Annotated in this window: 10 protein-coding genes; 2 read left to right on the plus strand and 8 right to left on the minus strand. The window is 72.0% G+C overall.

The window, feature by feature from the left end:
- Positions 1–9: 9 nt before the first annotated feature.
- Genes O2W16_RS09460 through O2W16_RS09470 form a run of 3 tightly spaced genes read right to left on the minus strand, consistent with a single transcriptional unit; the run spans position 10 to position 6214 of the window.
- On the minus strand, positions 10–1344 hold the full coding sequence (locus O2W16_RS09460) for an MFS transporter (protein ID WP_269158564.1): 1335 nt from the start codon (positions 1342–1344) through the stop codon (positions 10–12).
- A complete protein-coding gene (gene uidA, locus O2W16_RS09465; RefSeq protein ID WP_269158565.1) occupies positions 1341–3134 on the minus strand; it encodes a beta-glucuronidase in 1794 nt (597 codons plus the stop codon). Before uidA ends, O2W16_RS09460 begins: the two co-directional genes overlap by 4 nt.
- Before the next feature lie 47 nt (positions 3135–3181).
- Complete coding sequence (locus tag O2W16_RS09470; RefSeq protein ID WP_269158566.1) at positions 3182–6214, minus strand: glycoside hydrolase family 2 TIM barrel-domain containing protein; 3033 nt, start codon at positions 6212–6214, stop codon at positions 3182–3184.
- Between the two features lie 176 nt (positions 6215–6390).
- On the opposite strand from O2W16_RS09470, the gene O2W16_RS09475 reads away from it, so the two are divergent.
- On the plus strand, positions 6391–7011 hold the full coding sequence (locus O2W16_RS09475) for a TetR/AcrR family transcriptional regulator (protein ID WP_269158567.1): 621 nt from the start codon (positions 6391–6393) through the stop codon (positions 7009–7011).
- Positions 7012–7095: 84 nt separating this feature from the next.
- Here the strand turns inward: O2W16_RS09475 and O2W16_RS09480 are convergent, their stop codons facing one another.
- Entirely contained in the window at positions 7096–8460 is a 1365-nt protein-coding gene (locus O2W16_RS09480) for an ABC transporter substrate-binding protein (RefSeq protein ID WP_269158568.1), read from the minus strand.
- 613 nt (positions 8461–9073) lie between these two features.
- Between O2W16_RS09480 and O2W16_RS09485 the strand changes: the two genes are divergently transcribed.
- Positions 9074–11725, plus strand: a complete 2652-nt coding sequence (locus O2W16_RS09485) for a hypothetical protein (protein WP_269158569.1) — start codon at positions 9074–9076, stop codon at positions 11723–11725.
- A 234-nt stretch (positions 11726–11959) separates the two neighbouring features.
- On the opposite strand, the gene O2W16_RS09490 is transcribed toward O2W16_RS09485, so the two are convergent.
- The 4 genes from O2W16_RS09490 to O2W16_RS09505 form a co-directional block, all read right to left on the minus strand.
- Positions 11960–14038 carry an alpha-amylase family protein gene (locus tag O2W16_RS09490; RefSeq protein ID WP_269158570.1) on the minus strand — a complete coding sequence of 693 codons (2079 nt, stop codon included), beginning with the start codon at positions 14036–14038 and terminating at the stop codon, positions 11960–11962.
- A gap of 120 nt (positions 14039–14158) precedes the next feature.
- Positions 14159–15112, minus strand: a complete 954-nt coding sequence (locus tag O2W16_RS09495; RefSeq protein WP_269158571.1) for an ATP-binding cassette domain-containing protein — start codon at positions 15110–15112, stop codon at positions 14159–14161.
- The gene (locus O2W16_RS09500; protein WP_269158572.1) at positions 15109–16902 is read right to left on the minus strand and encodes a dipeptide/oligopeptide/nickel ABC transporter permease/ATP-binding protein; all 1794 of its coding nucleotides are present in this window, start codon (positions 16900–16902) and stop codon (positions 15109–15111) included. The genes O2W16_RS09495 and O2W16_RS09500 overlap by 4 nt, the downstream gene beginning before the upstream one ends.
- Complete coding sequence (locus O2W16_RS09505; protein WP_269158573.1) at positions 16899–17840, minus strand: ABC transporter permease; 942 nt, start codon at positions 17838–17840, stop codon at positions 16899–16901. The genes O2W16_RS09500 and O2W16_RS09505 overlap by 4 nt, the downstream gene beginning before the upstream one ends.
- Positions 17841–17928 lie beyond the last annotated feature (88 nt).

Consider the following 17928-nt stretch of genomic DNA (forward strand, 5'->3'; position numbering starts at 1 on the left):
CACCCGGGCTCAGCGGACGCCGCGCACCCGGAGCCCGATGACCAGTCCGCCGATCAGAGCCAGCCCGGCGGCCAGCAGGTAGAGCAGGGTGTAGTTGGCCCCGCCGGCCGTGGCGCCGATGGTGATGACGACCGGCGAGAGGAACGGCGCCAGGCTGCTGGGCACCCGCTGGCTGAAGGTGAAGATCGCCATGTACCGCCCGGCGGCGGTGTCCCGCTCGGGGAGCACGTCGAGCACGATCGCCTGGTTCACTGCGGCGAACACGGCGATGCCCGTGGAGGTGAGGGCGGTGCCGGTGAGCAGGGTGGCGAAGGAGGAGGCGAAGGCCAGCACGGTCGCACCGGAGGCCAGGATCACGGTGGCGCCGACGACGAAGGGCCGGCGGCGGCCCAGCCGATCGGACAGCCAGCCCGCGCCGAGGGATCCCACGAAGCTGCCCACGATGCCCACCGACGCGGTCACCGCGACGAACCCGGCCACCTCCGCGAGGCCCACGTCCAGCCGTGCGGCGTAGAAGTAGGTGCTGAACGTGGTGGTCAGCGAGACGCCCAGGAACACCGAGAAGCGGCCGAGCCAGTTCCACGCGAAGTCCGGATGCGCCCGGGGACTGAACGTGAAGGAGCGCAGCAGCCCGCCGAGGGTCAGGCTGCCGGGCAGCGGGAGCTCCCGGGAGTCCTCCTCCCTCCGCAACACCAGGAACGGCAGCACGAACGCCGCGCCGGTCAGCCCGGGCAGCAGGAACAGCAGCGGGCCGTCGATCGACACCGTGCCGGCGAGGAGGATGCCGACGACCGCGGCGAGCTGGGAGGTGAACCCGGTGTACCCGGCGAGCTTGCCGCGCTGGCGGGGCAGGAGGTGGTCGGCCTGCATGTTGGTCAGGGCGCCGTTCGCCGTGCTCCAGCCGAGGCTGGTCATCACCCAGCCCGCGGTCAGCACCGCCAGGCCGTCCGCCACGGACATGGTCACGATGCCGGCCAGGCCGACCGTGGTCCCGGCGAGCAGCCAGGGACGGCGCCGGCCCAGCCGTGTGCGGGTTCGGTCGCTGAGCGTCCCGAGCACCGGGGCGGCGAGCAGCGAGACGACCGAGCCACCGCCGAGGACGAACCCCAGCACCTCGGGCTGCCCTGGGGCCAGCTGCTGCACCCGGACGGCCAGGGAGTAGGCCATCGGCGCGAGCAGGGCCATCGAGGAGCCGAAGCCGGCCAGCACCAGCAGCACCAGGCGTGCCCGGGCCAGGCCGGCCGGCTGCCGGGGCCCCGCCGGCGGGGTGGCCGGGACGGCGGTGATCTGCGGCGAACCGCCGGCCACCGGCACGACCGGGTCCCCGCCGGCGGGGACGGTCACCGCTGGGTGCCCGGCTTGCGGTTCTGCAGACCGAGCCACCGGCGCCGCAGCTCGTGCGCGGCGGCCTTGGGGCGCCGGTCGCGGGTGAACACGCCCTTCTTGTTGCCGTCGACCCGGTGGATCGCCCGGGTGGTCTGGAAGTCGGCGAAGTTCCAGATCTGCTCGCCGGCGAACGCCGCCACCCGGTCGAACACCCGGTGGTGCATCTCCAGGAAGTCCCGCTGGTACTCCTCCGTCCACGGGATGTCCCACAGGGAGTGCAGCCCCTGCATCGTGTCCGCGCCGTACTCGGTCATGAGGATGGGCTTGTCGTACTTCGCCGCCCAGCCGCGCAGGTCCCGCTCCAGGTAGTCCTCGGCCGTGACGAGGTCCCCGTTGGCGACGTACCAGCCGTAGTAGCGGTTCAGCGAGATCACGTCGAACAGGTCGGCGATGCGGTCGTTGCCGGGGTTGGCGAACATGACCACGGCGTAGGTGACCGGGCGGGTCGGGTCCAGCTCGCGGGTGAGCTGCACGAGCGGTTCGAAGTACTCCCGGGCGCCCTCCTCGTTGGAGGAGGGCTCGTTGGTGATGCACCACATCACCACGCTGGGGTGGTTCTTGTCCCGGGCGATCAGCTCGCGGAGGTGCTGGGCGTGCACCGCCTGCGTCTGGTCGTTGAAGGTCTCCGCGGAGAAGGTCGGCGTGGTGACCGCGCCGGTGATCCCGCCGGTGACGGCGAGGTTGAGGCCGACGGCCGAGGTCTCGTCGATGACGACGATGCCGTGCCGGTCGGCGAACTCCAGCACCTCCTCGGCGTAGGGGTAGTGCGAGGTGCGGAAGGAGTTGGCGCCGATCCACTCCATCAGCTGGAAGTCGTGCACCAGGTAGGCGTCGTCGTGGCCCTTGCCGCGGATGGGGGTGTCCTCGTGCTTGCCGAAGCCGGTGAAGTAGAACGGCTCGCCGTTGATCAGGAACTGGGTGCCGCGGACCTCGACGGTGCGGACGCCGAAGGCCTCGGTGTAGCTGTCGACGACCGTGTCACCGTCGACCACCTCGACCACGAGGTCGTAGAGGTGGGCCGCGCCGGGCTGCCACAGCGTGACGTCCTCGATCCGCAGGCTGCCCTCCGCGCCGGTGCCGGCGGCGACCTCGGCGCCCGTGACGTCCAGCGCGCGCACCCGGACGTCGGCCGGGGCGCTGGTGCGCACGGCGTAGTCGACGGTGCCCGCCGCCCCGTCCACACCGGTGACGACCGTGACGTCCTCGACGTGCGTGGCGGGGCGGCTGTACAGCCACACCGACCGCGCGAGCCCCGCGTAGTTGAAGAAGTCGTGCAGGTAGGTCTGCTTGCGCCGGCCGGACTGCTCCACGGTGAGCGTGCCCGGCGGGAGCGTCACGTTGGTCAGCTCGTTGTTGACCCCGACGGTGAGGCGGAACTCCTCCCCCGCCCGGACGACGTCGGTGATGTCGGCCTCGAACGGGGTGTACCCGCCGACGTGCTCGGCGACGAGGTGGCCGTCGACGTACACCCGGCCCTCGTGGGTGGCCGAGTCGAACCGCAGCAGCACCCGCTCGCCGGCCCACCCGCGGGGCACCCGCACCGAGCGCTGGTACCAGACCCACCCGACGTGGTCACGGATCTCCCGGTCGGCGAACAGGTCGTTGTAGCTGGCTGGCACCGCCGCCTCCAGCGTGGTCTCCAGGCGGCCGGTCCACGGCTCGTCCTGCACGCGGCCGGCGATGCCGAAGCGCCACAGGCCGTCGAGGTTCACCAGTTCACGGGTCGGGGTGGCGCGGGGCTTGAGCATCGATCTCCTCCTGGTTCGGCGGCGCCGGGGACCCGGCGCCGGGTGCTTCAGCGGGGGCCGGCGAGGGTGAGCCGCCACTCCCAGGCGTGCTCGCGAGCCGACAGCCGGTACGGCTTGCGGGTGTCCGGGCCGAGCAGCGCCGTGCCCACGCCGCGGTGGGCGACGTCGAGGTGGACCACCGTGGTCGCGCTCGAGGGCAGCTCCCACCAGTGCGCGGCGTCCTCGAGCTGGTCGACGGTGTACCGGCTGACGTTCATGTGCAGCGGGGTCGTCGAGGTGGCCCGGACCTCACCGGCCGGGCCTGACAGCCGCAGCTCGGTGACCCCGCCACGGGTGCCGTTCTCCTGCGGGAGGACGTAGGGCACCGCGAGGTCGTCGATCGGGCTCGACCACGCGCCGAGCAGCGCGGAGGCGGCCCGGTCCGGGTAGTTCTCCCACGGCCCGAGGCCGACCCACTCGGCCTGGTCGAAGCCGTCGGGCAGCTCGAACTCCATCCCGACCCGGAGCCCGTCGGTGGTGCCCTCGGGCAGCGTCACCTGCTCGGTGAGGACGACGTCGCCCTCGCCCACACCGCGGATGGTGCGGCGGTGGACGACCTCGTCCCCCCAGGCGGCGGCGTACCGGGTCAGCACCACCAGGCCGGCTGCGCTCTCCTCGGTGGTGACCTCCTGCGCGGTCAGCCGGAAGAAGCCGCTGCGGACGAAGCGCTGGTCCAGGCTGAAGGAGCCGTCGTTGTCGGTCAGCGCCCGCCACAGGGACAGCTGCGGGGCCCGGCGCAGCAGCGGGTGCCGCAGCGTCCCGGAGCCGTCGACCGGCGGCACCGTGGTCCCGGTGTCCGGCTCCGGCTCCGGGCGGCGCGGCAGCACCACCTGCTGCTCGGCGACGACGGTCCCCGCCGGCGCCCAGAGGGCGTCCTCCCGCGTCGCGACGCTCAGCGTGAGGGCCAGCGGGGACACCGAGGTGAGCAGCTCCCGGATCGAGGTGGGCAGCGGCACGTCGACCTCGGCGCCGGCCGGGACGTCGGGGCAGGAGAGGACGACCTCGCCCACGGGCCCGGTCCGGGTCTCGATCCGCAGTGCGAGCTCGGCGCCGCCCAGGTCGGCGAAGGTCTGCCGGTTGAGCAGCCGCAGCCGGCCGGCCGCGACCTCCTCGGGGCCGGAGACGATCCGCACGGGGCTGAAGATCCCGCGCAGCTCGAGCAGGGCCGGCTTCGGCGTGAGGTCGGCGAACGCGATGCCGTACAGCAGGGTGGGCCCGTTGTTCGGCTCGTCACCGAAGTCGCCGCCGTAGCGGTACCGGCCGTCGCCGTCCGGGTCCAGCGCCTGGTCCTTGAAGCCCCACAGGAAGCCGCCCTGGAGCCCCGGCAGGGTCTCGAACAGCTGCCAGTACTCCGCCAGGCCACCGGTCGAGTTGCCCTGCGAATAGGCGTACTCGCAGGTGATCAACGGCCGGTCGGCCCGGGCGTCGGCGGAGTACGCCGCCAGCGCGTCGAACGAGGGGTACATCGGGGCGACGACGTCGGTGGCGGCGTGGCCGCCGTACCAGTCGGTGGCCACCGCGGCCTCGTAGTGCACGAAACGGGTCGGGTCGAAGCGCCGGATCCACGCGGCGGCGGCGTCGTGCGCGGCCCCGTACCCGGTCTCGTTGCCCAGCGACCAGGAGATCACGCAGGGGTGGTTCCGGTCGCGCAGCACCATCCGCGTGATCCGCTCCACGATCGGGGTCAGGTACCGCGGGTCGTCGGGGATCGTCGAGGCGAACGCGTGCCCCTCCACGTCGGCCTCGTCGACCACGTAGAAGCCGATCTCGTCGCAGAGGTCGAGGAACACCGGGTCGTTCGGGTAGTGCGCGGTGCGGATCGAGTTCACGTTGCACCGCTTGAGCAGCGACAGCTCGGCCAGCATGTCGTCCCGGGTGATCACCCGGCCCGTGCGCGGGTGCACGTCGTGCCGGTTGACGCCCTGGACGAGGATGCGGCGGCCGTTGACGAGCAGGTCGCGCCCGACGATCTCGACCCGCCGGAACCCGACCCGCAGCTGCGTCTCGTCGACGACCCGGCCGTCGGCGGCCAGCAGCCGGACGGCGACGTCGGTGAGCTGCGGCCGTTCGGCCGACCACGGCTCCACCTCGAGCTCGGCGAGGGAGAACACCGCCCGACCCGCCGGCGCCGCGGTGAGCTTCATGCCCTGCCCCAGCATGCCGGGGATGGCCCGCAGCTCCGGCGGGATCGGCGCCTGCGCCGCAGTCAGGCTGACCATGTCCATGAAGTCGGCCGGCAGCCGGGGCTCGGGGCGGCTGGTGCGCTCCCGGCCGGCCTTGGGCAGGGTGGGCGCCGTCATCCGCGGGGACACCGGCAGCGTCTCTCTCCGGCCGAACACGGACAGCTCCACCGAGAAGTCGTTGTCGCGGAGGTGGGCCAGCCCGTCGGTCTCCACGGTGAGCTGCAGCGAGCCGCGACCGGTCGCCGCGTCGAAGTCGGCGACCGCGACGACGTCGGCCAGCCGGACCTCGGGAACGGTGTAGAGGAACACCGAGCGGGCCAGCCCGGACTGCCACCAGTGGTCCTGGTCCTCCAGGTAGCTGACCGCCGACCACTTCACCACGACCAGCTCGATCGTGTTGGTCCCGGCGACCACGGCATCGGTGACGTCGAACTCGGCCGCCAGGTGCGAGTCGCTGCTGGCCCCGATCGGCCGGCCGTTGACCGCCACGCGCAGCAGCCCCTCGGCGGCGCCGACGTGCAGCACCACCCGCCGCCCCTCGGGCGGGACGAACTCCACGGTCCGCCGGTACACACCCGTGGGGTTGGCCGCCGGGATCTGCGGCGGCACCTCGTCGAAGGGCATGGGGACGTTCGTGTAGTGCGGCCGGTCGGCGTCCTCGGACATGGTCCACAGGCTCGGTACGCGCACGGTCTTCCACTCGCTGCCGAGCGCGGCGGTGGGGGCGGGCAGCAGCTGGAACTGCCAGTCACCGTCCAGCGGGACCTCCGGGGTCCGGCGCAGGGCGGTCATCGGCAACCGCCCGGGGGCGGAGAAGCCGGTCGGGTCCCACGGCATGGTGGTCAGATCGCTGGTCATGTCAGTCCTCCGTCGGCACGCCACGGCGAGCGCCGTCGGCGGCCACGCCAAGCCCGGCGCCGGGGTGCAGGCGAGGCCCGGAGCACCGTCGGTCATGGAAACGTCCGCGGGGAGCGTGGTGGCCGTCACGCTACCATCAATGTTGGATCCGAATACGACTTTGGAGCTGAGAACTCGTGCCGACGCCATCGACCCGCGGGCCGTACGCCAAGTCCGCCGACATCCGGCACCGGATCGTCGAGGCGTGCGTCGACGCCCTCGCCGAGACCGGCTTCCACGGGGTGACGATGAAGGACGTCGCCCGACGGGCCGACCTCGGCTACACGACCCTGCTCCACCACTACAGCCGGAAGGAGGACCTGCTGGCCGCAGTCCTCCGGTTGCGCGCGGACGAGAGCACCGAGTACCTGCACTCCGCCCAGGCGCTCGACCCCGCCACCCACCCGTTGGAAGCCCTCCGGGGCATGCTCGCCGTGCTCGTCGACAACGAGCAGCGGCCGGGGATCATCGAGCTCCACGTGGTGCTGTCGGCCGAGGCGACGTCGCCGCACCACCCCGCGCACTCGTACTACGCGGAACAGTCACGCGCCCTGCGCGACTTCTACCGCCTGGCCTTCGCCACCCTGGCCACGCAGGGACGACTGCACTCCCCCCTCGACCCGGAGACCCTCGCCACCATGACCGTGTCCCTGGTGAGGGGCCTCCAGGCCCAGTGGCTGCTCGACCGCGAAACGGTGAGCGTGCCCACCGTCATCCGGGCCTTCCTCAGCTCCCTCGTCCCAGACCTGGAGGACTGAGCCCCGGTCTCGGCGCCGACACGCGCACGGGTCCCGAGCGGCGGACGCCACTCGGGACCCGTGTGCGAGCGGGTGCGGCTGGACCTACTCGGCGACGTCGAACGCCCGGATGGTGCTGAGCGGCCGGGCGCCGGTACCGACGAACTCGATCCCGTCCGTGGTGGCCCATCGCGTCCCGATGACACCGATCGGCGCGTCGAGCGCCTGGTCCACCACGACCGTGCCGGCCTCCTCGTACAGCTCGGTGCGCGCGTCCACGTCGGTCGTGGTCGCGATCTCGTCGTACAGCGACGCGATCTCCGGGTTGGTGACGTCGAACGGGTTGACCGAGCCCGTCGCGCTGTAGTGGTCCTGCAACACCCGCGACGGCACGTCGAGGCTCTCGATCCAGAACGCCGCCGGGTACGCCCCGGACTGGATGGCCGAACCGGTGTCCGTCGGGGGCAGCGGTTCCCACGTGACGTCGATCCCGACCTCACCCAGGGCCTGGGTGACCGTCGGCTGGAAGTTCGTCGACACCAACGTGGCGGGCAGGGTCAGCTCGAAGCCGTCGGCGTACCCGGCCTCGGCGAGCAGCGCGCGGGCGGCCTCGGGGTCGTAGTCGTACACGGTCGGCTCGACGTACCCGGGCGTGCCCGGGGCGAAGAGGGTCTCGGTGGGCTCACCGTTGCCCTGCAGGATTCCCTCGACGATCCCCTCGCGGTCGAAGGCCATGTTGATCGCCTGGCGCACCCGGACGTCGGCGAGCGCGGGGACCATGGTCCCCTCCCGGTCCAGGATCTTGATGCTCGCGGTGGCGTTCGGCGACAGCTCGGAGATGGTGAAGTCAGCCCCCTGGAGCTGCTGGGCCTGGGCCGGCTGCACCGAACCGGCGTTGATCTCCCCGGACTGCAGGGCGTTGAACGCCGCCGTCTGGTCCTGGATCACCCGCACCCGGAAGGTCTCGAAGGGGTAGTCCTCGACGTTCCAGTAGTCGTCCCGGCGGTTGAGCACGTAGGTGGCACCGGTCACCGTGGCCTCGGTGTCGAGCTCGTACGGCCCCGAGCCGACCGGGTCGAGCGCCGTGGAGTCGTCGTCGAGCGTCTCGGCGTCCCCGATGACGCCGGCGGCCAGCGCGAGGTTGGACAGCAGGGTGGGGTCCGGCTCCGAGAGGTCGAGGACGACCGTGCGCTCGTCGGGCGCCTCGACCGACTCCACGCTGGCGAGCTTGGGCTGCTGCGGCCCGGGCGTGGTGCGGGTGCGCTCGAGCGTGGCCGCCACGTCCTCGGCGGTCACCGGGTCGCCGTTGCTGAACGTCATGCCCTCGCGCAGCGTCAGCGTGAGGGTCTGCAGGTCGTCGGAGTACTCGTAGCTCTCGGCCGCGTACGGCTGCGGTTCGCCGTTCTCGTCCAGGACGAACAACGAGTCGAAGAGCGCGGTCCAGATGAACGCCTGCTGACCCTCCTGCAACTGCGCCGGGTCCAGCGAGTTGGGCTGGGCCTGGATCGGCAGCGCGAGGGTTGCATCGCCGGCACCGGACGCGCCTCCCCCCTCGCCGGACGATTCCGACCCGCCCGAACAGGCGGCCGTCGAGAGGAGCGCCGTGGCCCCGAGGGCCGCAACGAGACGCCGCGGCACAGGCCGCGGACGGGTGAACTGGGCGAGCATGGTCACTCCCTTGTGATGCGCACCTACCGGCGCGAACGGGCCGGACACGGGAGGACCCGTGGTGCCGCGGGTGTTGATCCGCACACCGGAGCCCTCTGGCTGACCTCAGCCAAGCAGTGGCGCAGCTCACGGTGAACCGATTGCCACTTGTTGCCACAACCTGTCGCACAGATCACAGGACGGTCACGTCCCGCGCCAGGGCGCACAAGGCGGCCAGAGGGGTGCGCCGGCCCCGATCGACGCCCCCGACTCATTGGCAACCGGATGCCAAAGAGGTTGACCTGCCTCGCGCACCGTGCATAGGTTCGCCGTCCACAGTGCCGGTGACCGGTGCCGACGCGACGAGCTCCACGCGCCGACGGCGTCGTCCCGCGCGGACCAGCTGTGGCCCCCGAGCACGGAGAGGTGTGCCCCCATGCCCCACCCGACGTCCATCCTGGTGACCGCCCCACCGGGGCTCACCGAACGACCGGCCGTCGACTGGGCGCTGAGCAAGCTCCGCGAGGCCGCCGACGCCCGGTCGACGGGCCTGCACGTCGGAACGGCGAGCGGCACGGAGACGGAGGCCGCGAGCGGCCTGTCGATCAGGCTCGGGAGCCCGGACGACCTCCGCCGCACCGGTGGCCCGGCCTGCCCCGAGGAGGCCGAGTCCTACGCCATGTCGGTGGAGGCGGCCGCCGGAGACGGTCGCCGGCTGTCCATCGCAGCGACCGACGACCGCGGGTTCACCTACGCCCTCACGGAGGTCGCCCAGCGGTTGGCCGCGGGCGGCGTGGCCTCCTTCGAGGTCGGGGAGTCCGAGGTCCAGCGTCCGCACGTCCCGGTCCGCGGCATCCAGCGCGCGTTCTCCAGCGTCCACGAGGACTCCCCGTGGTTCCACGACCGGGCCTTCTGGACCGAGTACCTGGACCACCTGGCGATGCAGCGGTTCAACCGGTTCCACCTGGCCTTCGGGATGCAGTACAACTACGGCACGGGGTTCGAGAGCCGCACCGCCACCGACAACTACCTCTGCTTCCCCTACCCCTTCCTGCTCGACGTCCCGGGTCACTCCGTGCGCGCGCAGGGGGTGACCGACGGGGAACGGGACCGCAACTTCGACGCGTTGGCGTACATCGCCCAGGAGACGAAGCGCCGCGGGATGTCCTTCCAGCTCGGGCTGTGGAACCACGCCTACGACTACGGCTACGACTCCCCCCACTGGTACCCGATCCTGGGGATCGGCCCGGAGTCGCACGCCGAGTACTCCGCCGCCGGGCTCGGCCAGCTGCTCGAGCGCATCCCCGAGATCGACGGGCTGACGTTCCGGGTCCACCACGAGGGCGGCATCCACGAAGAGGGCCACGAGACGTTCTGGGACGTGGTCTTCGAGGCCATCTCCGGCGTGGGTCGGCCGATCGAGGTCGACATGCACGCCAAGGGGGTCGACCAGGCGCTGCGCGACAGCGTCGTCAAGCCGAACATCCGGCCGGTCATCTCCGGCAAGTACTGGGCCGAGCACATGGGGCTGCCCTACCACCAGACGTCCATCCGCCCCCAGGAGCTCACGCCGTTCGCCTGGCCCGGGATGAACCGGAAGATGACCGGCGTCACCGACGTCGAGCGGCGCTTCACCCGCTACGGCTACGCCGACTTCCTCGCCGAGGACCAGCCCATCGACTTCATGTTCCGGATGTGGCCCGGCACGCAGAAGCTGCTGCTGTGGGGCGACCCCGCGATGGCGGCCGGCTTCGGGCGGATGGCGACGATCGGCGGCTCGCGCGGCGTCGACCTGTGCGAGCCGCTGTACTTCAAGGGCCGGCGGGGAACCGGCGAGCCCGGCCGGCGCGACCCCTACGTCCGCGACGACCTCCGGCTGGGCGTCCACGACTGGCGCAAGTACCGGTACACCTACCTGCTGTGGGGGCGGCTGCTGTACGACCCCAGCACCGACCCCGAGGTGTGGCGTCGCTTCCTCCGGGACGACTACGGCGCGGCGGCTGCCGACCTCGAGGAGGCCCTCGCCCTGCTCAGCCGGGTGCTGCCGCTGGTGACCGTCGTGCACGGGGTCAGCGGCGCCAACAACCACTACTGGCCGGAGATGTACACCGACCTGGCGGTGTCGTTCTGGCGGCAGATGACGCACTACGTGTACGACACCCCGGAGCCGCGGACCTGGGAGGGGGTCAGCCCGTTCGACCCCACGCTCTTCTACTCCGTCGCCCAGTACTGCGACGACGCGCTGGGCGGGTCCCTCGACGCCCGATACACGCCGCTGGAGGTCGCGGCGTGGCTGGAGACGATGGCAGCGGAGGGGAGCGCCGCGACCGACCGCGCCGTCGAGGTCGGCGATCCCGCCGACCCGCAGACCCAGCGGACGCTGATCGACCTGCGGGTGCTCGTCCAGCTCACGCGCTTCTTCGCCGGCAAGTTCCGTGCCGCGGTGGCCTACGCCCTGTTCGCCCGCACGAGGGACGTGGCGCACCTGGAGGAGTCCGCGCGCCTGCTCGAGCAGTCGCACAAGGCCTACGGCGAGATCCCGGCCCTCGTGGCCGGGGTGTACCAGGACGACCTGGCCTTCGGATCGGGCGCGATGGAACGCGGGACGTGGAAGGACCGGCTCATGGCGATGCGGGAGGACGCCTACCTGCTCCGCATCGAGCTCCAGCGGGCCCGAGCGGTGGAGCCCGTCTCCCCCTCCCCGGCCCTCGCCCAGCGGGAGAGCCGCACGGTCGTCCCCGGCCGCTTCGAGACGGCCGAGCGGTACGCCCACGGGGAGCCGTTCGCCGTCCGGCTCGTCGTGGACGCGCCGGTGTCCGGCGCCGTCCTGCGCTACCGACACCTGAACCAGGCCGAGGCGGTGCAGTCGGTCGAGATGAGCCGCGTCGGCGAGCACTTCGAGGCCGCCGTCCCGGCCGACTACACCACGGCACCGTTCCCCCTGCTCTTCTTCGCCGAGGTGCAGGTCGACGGCGAGCACCCGGTGCTGATCCCGGGGCTCGGTGCATCACTGTCCGACCAGCCCTACGTCGTGGTGCACAGCACCGCGGCACCGGCGACGAGCGGGACGACGAGCACGCAGGACTGAGTCCCACCCCGCCCTCGGCCACCCGGCCGAGGGCGGGGTGCGTGCCCGGCGTCCGGAGCAGTCGCGCCACCGTCGACGAGGCCGACCACGACGGGTGGTCGACGGGCCCGGACGTCGACCCGTCCCGCCGAGTCGGCCTCGCCCACCTACCCGCTGGGCAGCGCGCCCGTGCCAGGAGCCCGGGCAGATGGCGATCTGCCCGGGCTCCTGGCACGACTGGGGACGGCGGCCGGTTCAGCTCGCCGCGGTGATCCGGACGACCTCGAAGAGCCCGACGGTCGGCAGGTCGACGACCCGGTCCGCACCGTCGGCGCGGGTCTGCAGGGGGACGCCGGCCACGAGGGCGTCGACCCGGAGGTCCTCCGCGCCCCGCCCACGGAGGCGCAGCGAGCCCCCCGCGACCGGGACGTGCGCGCCGTAGGACCGGCGACGTGCGCCGCTGTGGTTGAGCAGGTGCACGACCGTGCTGCCACCGCTCTCCCCCACGACCACCTCGACGCGGTCGTGCAGCTCCGCGGTGACCGCCGGGTCGACCAGCGACCGGACCACGCTGCCGAGGTGGTCCCGCACGTCGGTCTTGCCGTACTCGCGGTAGGTCCGCCCCACGGTCCAGGGCACCAGCACGACCTCCCCGCTGCCGAACCGGCGCTGCACCCGGTCCGGGTCGTCGCTCGCGGTGTGCCCGTAGGCGAGCTCCGGCGGTCCGTGCGGTGCTCGGGGCAGCACGAAGCCCACCGTGCGGACGTCCGGTCGCCACTCGAAGCGCTGGTAGCGGCCCATGACCGGGAGGATCGGCGCGTCGTAGTGGTGCTCGGCCATCCGTGGCTGCTCCCGGTCGGTGACGTACGTCGACCAGAGGTCGGCGCCGGCCAGCGCGGGTGTCACCGGGCGCAGCGCCGGGCTGCACTCCAGCTCCACCGCGCCGTCGCGGCTCACCCCGGCCGCACCGGTGATGAGCAGCTTCCCGCCCCGGGAGACGTAGTCGTCGACCCCGGCGGCACCGCGGCCGAGGGTCCCGACGTCGGGCAGCACCACGAGGGAGTACCGGTCCAGCGCGCCCGCCGCCGCGACCGCCGCCAGGTCACCGACCGGCACGACGTCGAACGGCACGTGCTGCTCGAGCAGCGCCTCGTAGACACCGCGGAACTCGTCGATGACCTCCCAGTAGGTGCCGGTGGTCACCGAGCCGTAGTCGGGACGGACCAGGGCGACCGGTGCCGCCGGCTCCAGCTGCCGGTAGAGGTCGACGTGGTCCCGCCGGAACCGCATCACCTCGCGACCGAGCGACAGCGCCCGCTGCATCGGCAGCCGCCCGGGTGCACCGAAGAAGAACGCCGACGGGTTGCCGCCGCGGGCGACCGTCTGCACGAGGTACTGGGCGAAGTGCTCCGGCTGCTCGGCGCCCATGCGGTAGGCGTGGTCGATGAAGGCGACGCAGTTGACCATGACGGCCGAGCCCGGCTGCGAGGACACGTGGGCGCTCACCGCCTCGGCGGTGGCGTGCGGCCAGAACTCCTTGCCGGGCATCGCGCGGTAGGCGTTGTTGCCCTCCAGGTACACGATGGGCGCCCCGCGTCGGAGCAGGACGCCGATGTCCCGGTCGCGCGCCGCGACGTGGTCGACGATCGTCGCCGTGAGGCGGGCGAGCGTCGCGCTGGTGTACTGCCGCCACAGGCCGAAGTTCTCACCGCCCAGCGTGGTCGGCAGCTGCTTGCCGCCGCTGAACTCCGCGAACCCCGCCCGGCACGCGGCGCAGTGGCACGGCGGGTGGTTCACCTCGTCGTAGTCGCGCTCGTTGAAGTTGAACCAGTTGAAGAACAGTCCGTCGACGTCGTACCGGTCGAGGACCTCGTCCACGACGTCGAGGGTGCGCTCCTGGTAGTACTCCGCCGAGGGGCAGGTGCTGTACAGCGTGTTGTAGAGCTGCGGCTCGCCGTCCGGGGAGCGGTACAGCCAGTCGGGGTGCTCCTCGGCGATCTCGGACGAGACCTTGGACATGTCGAGCCTGGCGATGACCCGGACGGCCCGGCGCTTCGCGGCGGCGACCGCGTCACCGAACAGGTCCCCGGACGCGCGGCCGGCCAGGAGCGGGTTCCGGGTCTGGAAGGGCAGGTCGGTCGGGTAGAACGACGAGATCCCGCCGGCGTTCAGCAGCCAGGTGTCCGCGCCGTGGTCCTCGACCGCGTCGAGCGCGACCTCGACATCGACGTCCGCGTCGACCTGCTGGAGGTTGGTCTGGAGGACGGTGAACGGCTCGCGCCAGCGGCTCCCCGCAGGGAGATCGCGCTGGGTGGGGCCGGAGTTGTCGGGCATCTGCACCTCTCGAGGCGGGCGGGGACGTCGTTCGTCCCGAACTGGGCGGGACGGACGACGCTCGGGGGCGGACGGGACGGACCTGCGGGGCCAGGGACCCGGCGGGCACGGTCGGGCTGCTCAGGCCTCCGGCCGGATGGCGGGGCCGGGCCACCCGGCGACCGCACCCGACACCTGGTTCGGGTCGTCCTGCTCACCGGCCGGGTCGCCCTGCTGGTCGGCGGGTGTTCCTCCACCGGCTTCCAGCCGGGCCATGCGGTGCCGCTCCTCCCGGCGCCGGCGCTGCTCCACCGGGTCCGCGACGGGCGAGGCGAGCAGCAACCGCCGGGTGTACGGGTGGTCAGGGGTGGACGTCACCGCGGCTGCGGGTCCGGTCTCGACGATGTCGCCCTGGTAGATCACCGCGACCCGGTGGCTGACATGGCGCACCACGCCGAGGTCGTGGGAGATGAACAGGTACGAGACGCCGGTCTCGCGCTGGATGTCCATCAGGAGCTCGAGGACGAGAGCCTGCGTGGAGAGGTCCAGCGCCGACACGGGCTCGTCGCAGATGATGAGCTTCGGCCCCGGCGCCAACGCGCGGGCGATGGCGACGCGCTGGCGTTGGCCGCCGCTGAACTCCCGGGGCAGCCGCTGCCCCGCGTCCTTGGGCAGCTCCACCTTGTCCAGCAGGCCCAGCACCCGGGCCCGTGCATCACGTGCGGTGACGCCCTGGACGATCAACGGCTCGCTGAGGATGTCCTCGATGGTCAGCGCCGGGTTCAGCGACGAGTACGGGTCCTGGAAGACCACCTGGATGTCCCGCGCGAGCGCGCGACGCTGCGCCGTCCCGGCATGGGTGATGTCCTCGTCCTGGAACCGGATGGTCCCCCCGCTCGCCTCGACGAGACCGAGCGTCGCGCGCCCGATGGTCGTCTTGCCCGAGCCGGACTCCCCGACGAGCCCCAGGACCTCCCCCTCGCCGAGGGTGAGCGAGACGCCGTGCAGGACCTCGATCGGCCGGGCCCGGAACCCACGGCCGGGGAAGGCGACGCGGAGGTCGTCGATCTCGAGGAGCGGTGCGGTCGCGGTCATCGGGGTCCCTCCGCCCCCGGTGCGACCAGCACCGGGGAGTCCGTGCGGACGTGGCTCTCGTCGAGGATGGAGTCGAGCAGCATCCGTGTGTAGGGGTGCTGGGGTTCGCGGAACACGGCCTCGACCTCGCCGGTCTCCACGATGCGGCCCTGCTGCATCACGGCGATCCGGTCGCAGATGTCCGCGACGACGCCGAAGTTGTGCGTGACCATCAGGATCGCCATGCCCATCTCCGCCTGCAGGTCGCGCAGGAGGTCGAGGATCTCGGCCTGGATCGTCACGTCGAGCGCCGTCGTCGGCTCGTCGGCGATCAGCAGGCGGGGCCGGCTGGCCACCGCCCCGGCGATCAGGACGCGTTGCGCCATGCCGCCGGAGATCTGGTGCGGGTAGGAGGAGAAGACCCGCTTCGGGTCCGGGATGCCGACGTGGTCGAGCAGCTCCATCGCCCGCTTCCCGGCGGCGGCCCGGGGCAGTCCCGAGGTGGCCCGGATGCCCTCCACCAGCTGGGCACCGATCGTGAACGACGGGTCGAGGTTGGACATCGGCTCCTGCGGCACGTAGGCGATCGCCCGGCCACGCACCTGGATCAGCTCACGCTCGCGCAGCCCGAGGAGCTCCCGTCCCTCGAGCCGGATGGACCCGCTGGTCACGACGGCGTCGGGCGGCAGGAGGCCCAGGACGGAGAAGGCCGTCTGGCTCTTCCCCGAGCCGGACTCGCCGACGAGCCCCAGGGTCTCCCCGGGCCGGATCTCCAGCGAGACGCCCTTGAGGACGTCCTTCACCCCACCCGACGGCGTCGGGTACGAAAGGCTGAGGCCCTCGATCTGCACGAGGGCCTCCCCCGCTTCCCCTCTCGACGCCGGAGAGCCGGCCTCGACGCGGGGCGTCGCGATCTTCTGGGCCTTGGGCCGCGCCCCCTCCAGGGCGTCGCGCAGCGAGTTGCCGAAGAGCACCAGGGCCGAGGTCAGCACGCCCAGGAAGGCGGCCGGCCAGACGAACTGGAGCGGGTCGACGTAGTAGTTGCGGAAACCGTCGGAGATCATCGCGCCGAAGCTCGGGACCTCCGTCGACCCCAGACCGAGGAACGCCAGCCCGGCCTGGACCCCGATCGCCGAGCCGGTGAGGAACGCGGCCGAGATGATCACGGGCCCCCGCACGGTCGGCATCACCTGCCGACGCAGGATGCGCGGGCTCGACAGGCCCGACACCCGCGCTGCGTCGACGTAGAGCTCGTTCCGTGCGCCGACGGTCAGGTTCCGGACGATGCGGTAGACGCCCGGTGCCAGCAGCACGCCGAAGATGAGCATCGTCGCCCGGAAGTCGCCACCGGTCACCGGCAGCAGCACGATCAGCAGCAGCAGACCGGGGAACGTCATGATCAGGTTGAACAGCCACTCGGTGGCGAACCGGGTCCGTCCCCCGAAGTAGCCACCGATCAGCCCGAAGGTCAGCCCGACGGCGACGGCGACGCTCATGCCGATGAGCCCGGAGAGCACGCTGGTGTTGATCGAGTACAGCAGCCGGGCGAAGATGTCCCGGCCGCTCTGGTCTCCGCCGAGCAGGTAGCCCGGGGTCCCTGGGTCGACGTTCACCGCGCTGAGCGCCGATTCGTTCGGGTCGTGCTGGGCGATGAGCGGCGCCAGGAGCCCGAGCAGGACGATGACGACGAGGATCGTCGCCGTGATGACCGCCTGCGGGTCCCGGATCAGCCGGCCGAACGCCGATCGGCGCGGCGTGGTGTCCGCGGCCTCCGTCTCGGTCTCCGTCTCAGTGGCCTGCGCCTCGCTCAAAAGAGCCTCGCCTTCGGGTTGAGCCAGCCGTTGATGAGGTCGGTCAGCAGGTTGATGGAGACGACGAGCAGCACGCTGAAGAGCGTGATGCCCAGGATCACCGGGACGTCGCCCCGCAGCGCGGAGTTGAAGGCGAACGACCCGAAGCCCGGCAGCGCGAAGACGTTCTCGATGATCAGTGCGCCACCGAACATCGACAGGAACTCCAGCGACATGACCACCAGCGCGGGCGAGGCGGCGTTCCGCAGCGCGTGCCGGTAGACGATGGACCGGGTCGCCACGCCCCGCGACCGCAGGGTCCGGACGTAGTCCTTCTGCAGCTCACCGATCATGGTCCCGCGCACCTGGGCGGCCATGTTCGCGATGCCGTTGATGACGAGCACGATGACCGGGAGCGTGATCGCCAGCGCCCACCGGCCCGGGTTCTCGGTCAGCGGCGTGTACCCGGTTGCCGGGAACCAGCCCAGGTTCACGGCGAAGACGACGACGAGCACGATCGCGATGAGCAGGTTCGGGAACAGGTGCCCGGTCAGCGAGACCGCCTGGGAGAGCCGGTCGACCGCTCCGGCGCGCGAGGCCGCCAGGACGCCCAGCGCGACGCTGATGACCACGCTGATCGCCAGCGCGACGAGCACCAGGGAGAGCGTGACGCCCAGCCGTGATCCCACGGCCTGCGCCACCGGCTCGCTGGTGAAGTAGGAGTTCCCGAAGTCGCCGGTGAGCACGCCACCGAGCCAGTCGAAGTACTGCACGACGACCGACCGGTCGAGTCCGAGCTGTACCTGGAGGGCCTCGATCGACTCAGGGGTCGCGGCCGGCCCGAGGATGCTGGCCGCCACCCCGTCGAAGGAGGAGCTCAGCAACCAGAAGACGAAGAACGTGACCAGGAGCGCGAGGACCAGCGCGGTGGCGAGTCTGCGGAGGATGTACTGGAGCATGCGGGCCCTTGTCGGTGTCGAGGGGCGGTCAGGACGGCGGCTGGCCTGAAGGGCCCTCCTGCTGACGGTCAGGTCGGTGACGATCAGG

The organism is Modestobacter sp. VKM Ac-2984 (genome assembly GCF_026967985.1).
GTDB lineage: Bacteria > Actinomycetota > Actinomycetes > Mycobacteriales > Geodermatophilaceae > Modestobacter.

Bases quoted from the DNA above. Each gene is read 5' to 3' on its own strand.
- uidA (WP_269158565.1), bottom strand. From the start codon at position 3,134: ATGCTCAAGCCCCGCGCCACCCCGACCCGTGAACTGGTGAACCTCGAC.
- O2W16_RS09470 (WP_269158566.1), bottom strand. From the start codon at position 6,214: ATGACCAGCGATCTGACCACCATGCCGTGGGACCCGACCGGCTTCTCC.
- O2W16_RS09485 (WP_269158569.1), top strand. From the start codon at position 9,074: ATGCCCCACCCGACGTCCATCCTGGTGACCGCCCCACCGGGGCTCACC.
- O2W16_RS09490 (WP_269158570.1), bottom strand. From the start codon at position 14,038: ATGCCCGACAACTCCGGCCCCACCCAGCGCGATCTCCCTGCGGGGAGC.
- O2W16_RS09495 (WP_269158571.1), bottom strand. From the start codon at position 15,112: ATGACCGCGACCGCACCGCTCCTCGAGATCGACGACCTCCGCGTCGCC.
- O2W16_RS09505 (WP_269158573.1), bottom strand. From the start codon at position 17,840: ATGCTCCAGTACATCCTCCGCAGACTCGCCACCGCGCTGGTCCTCGCG.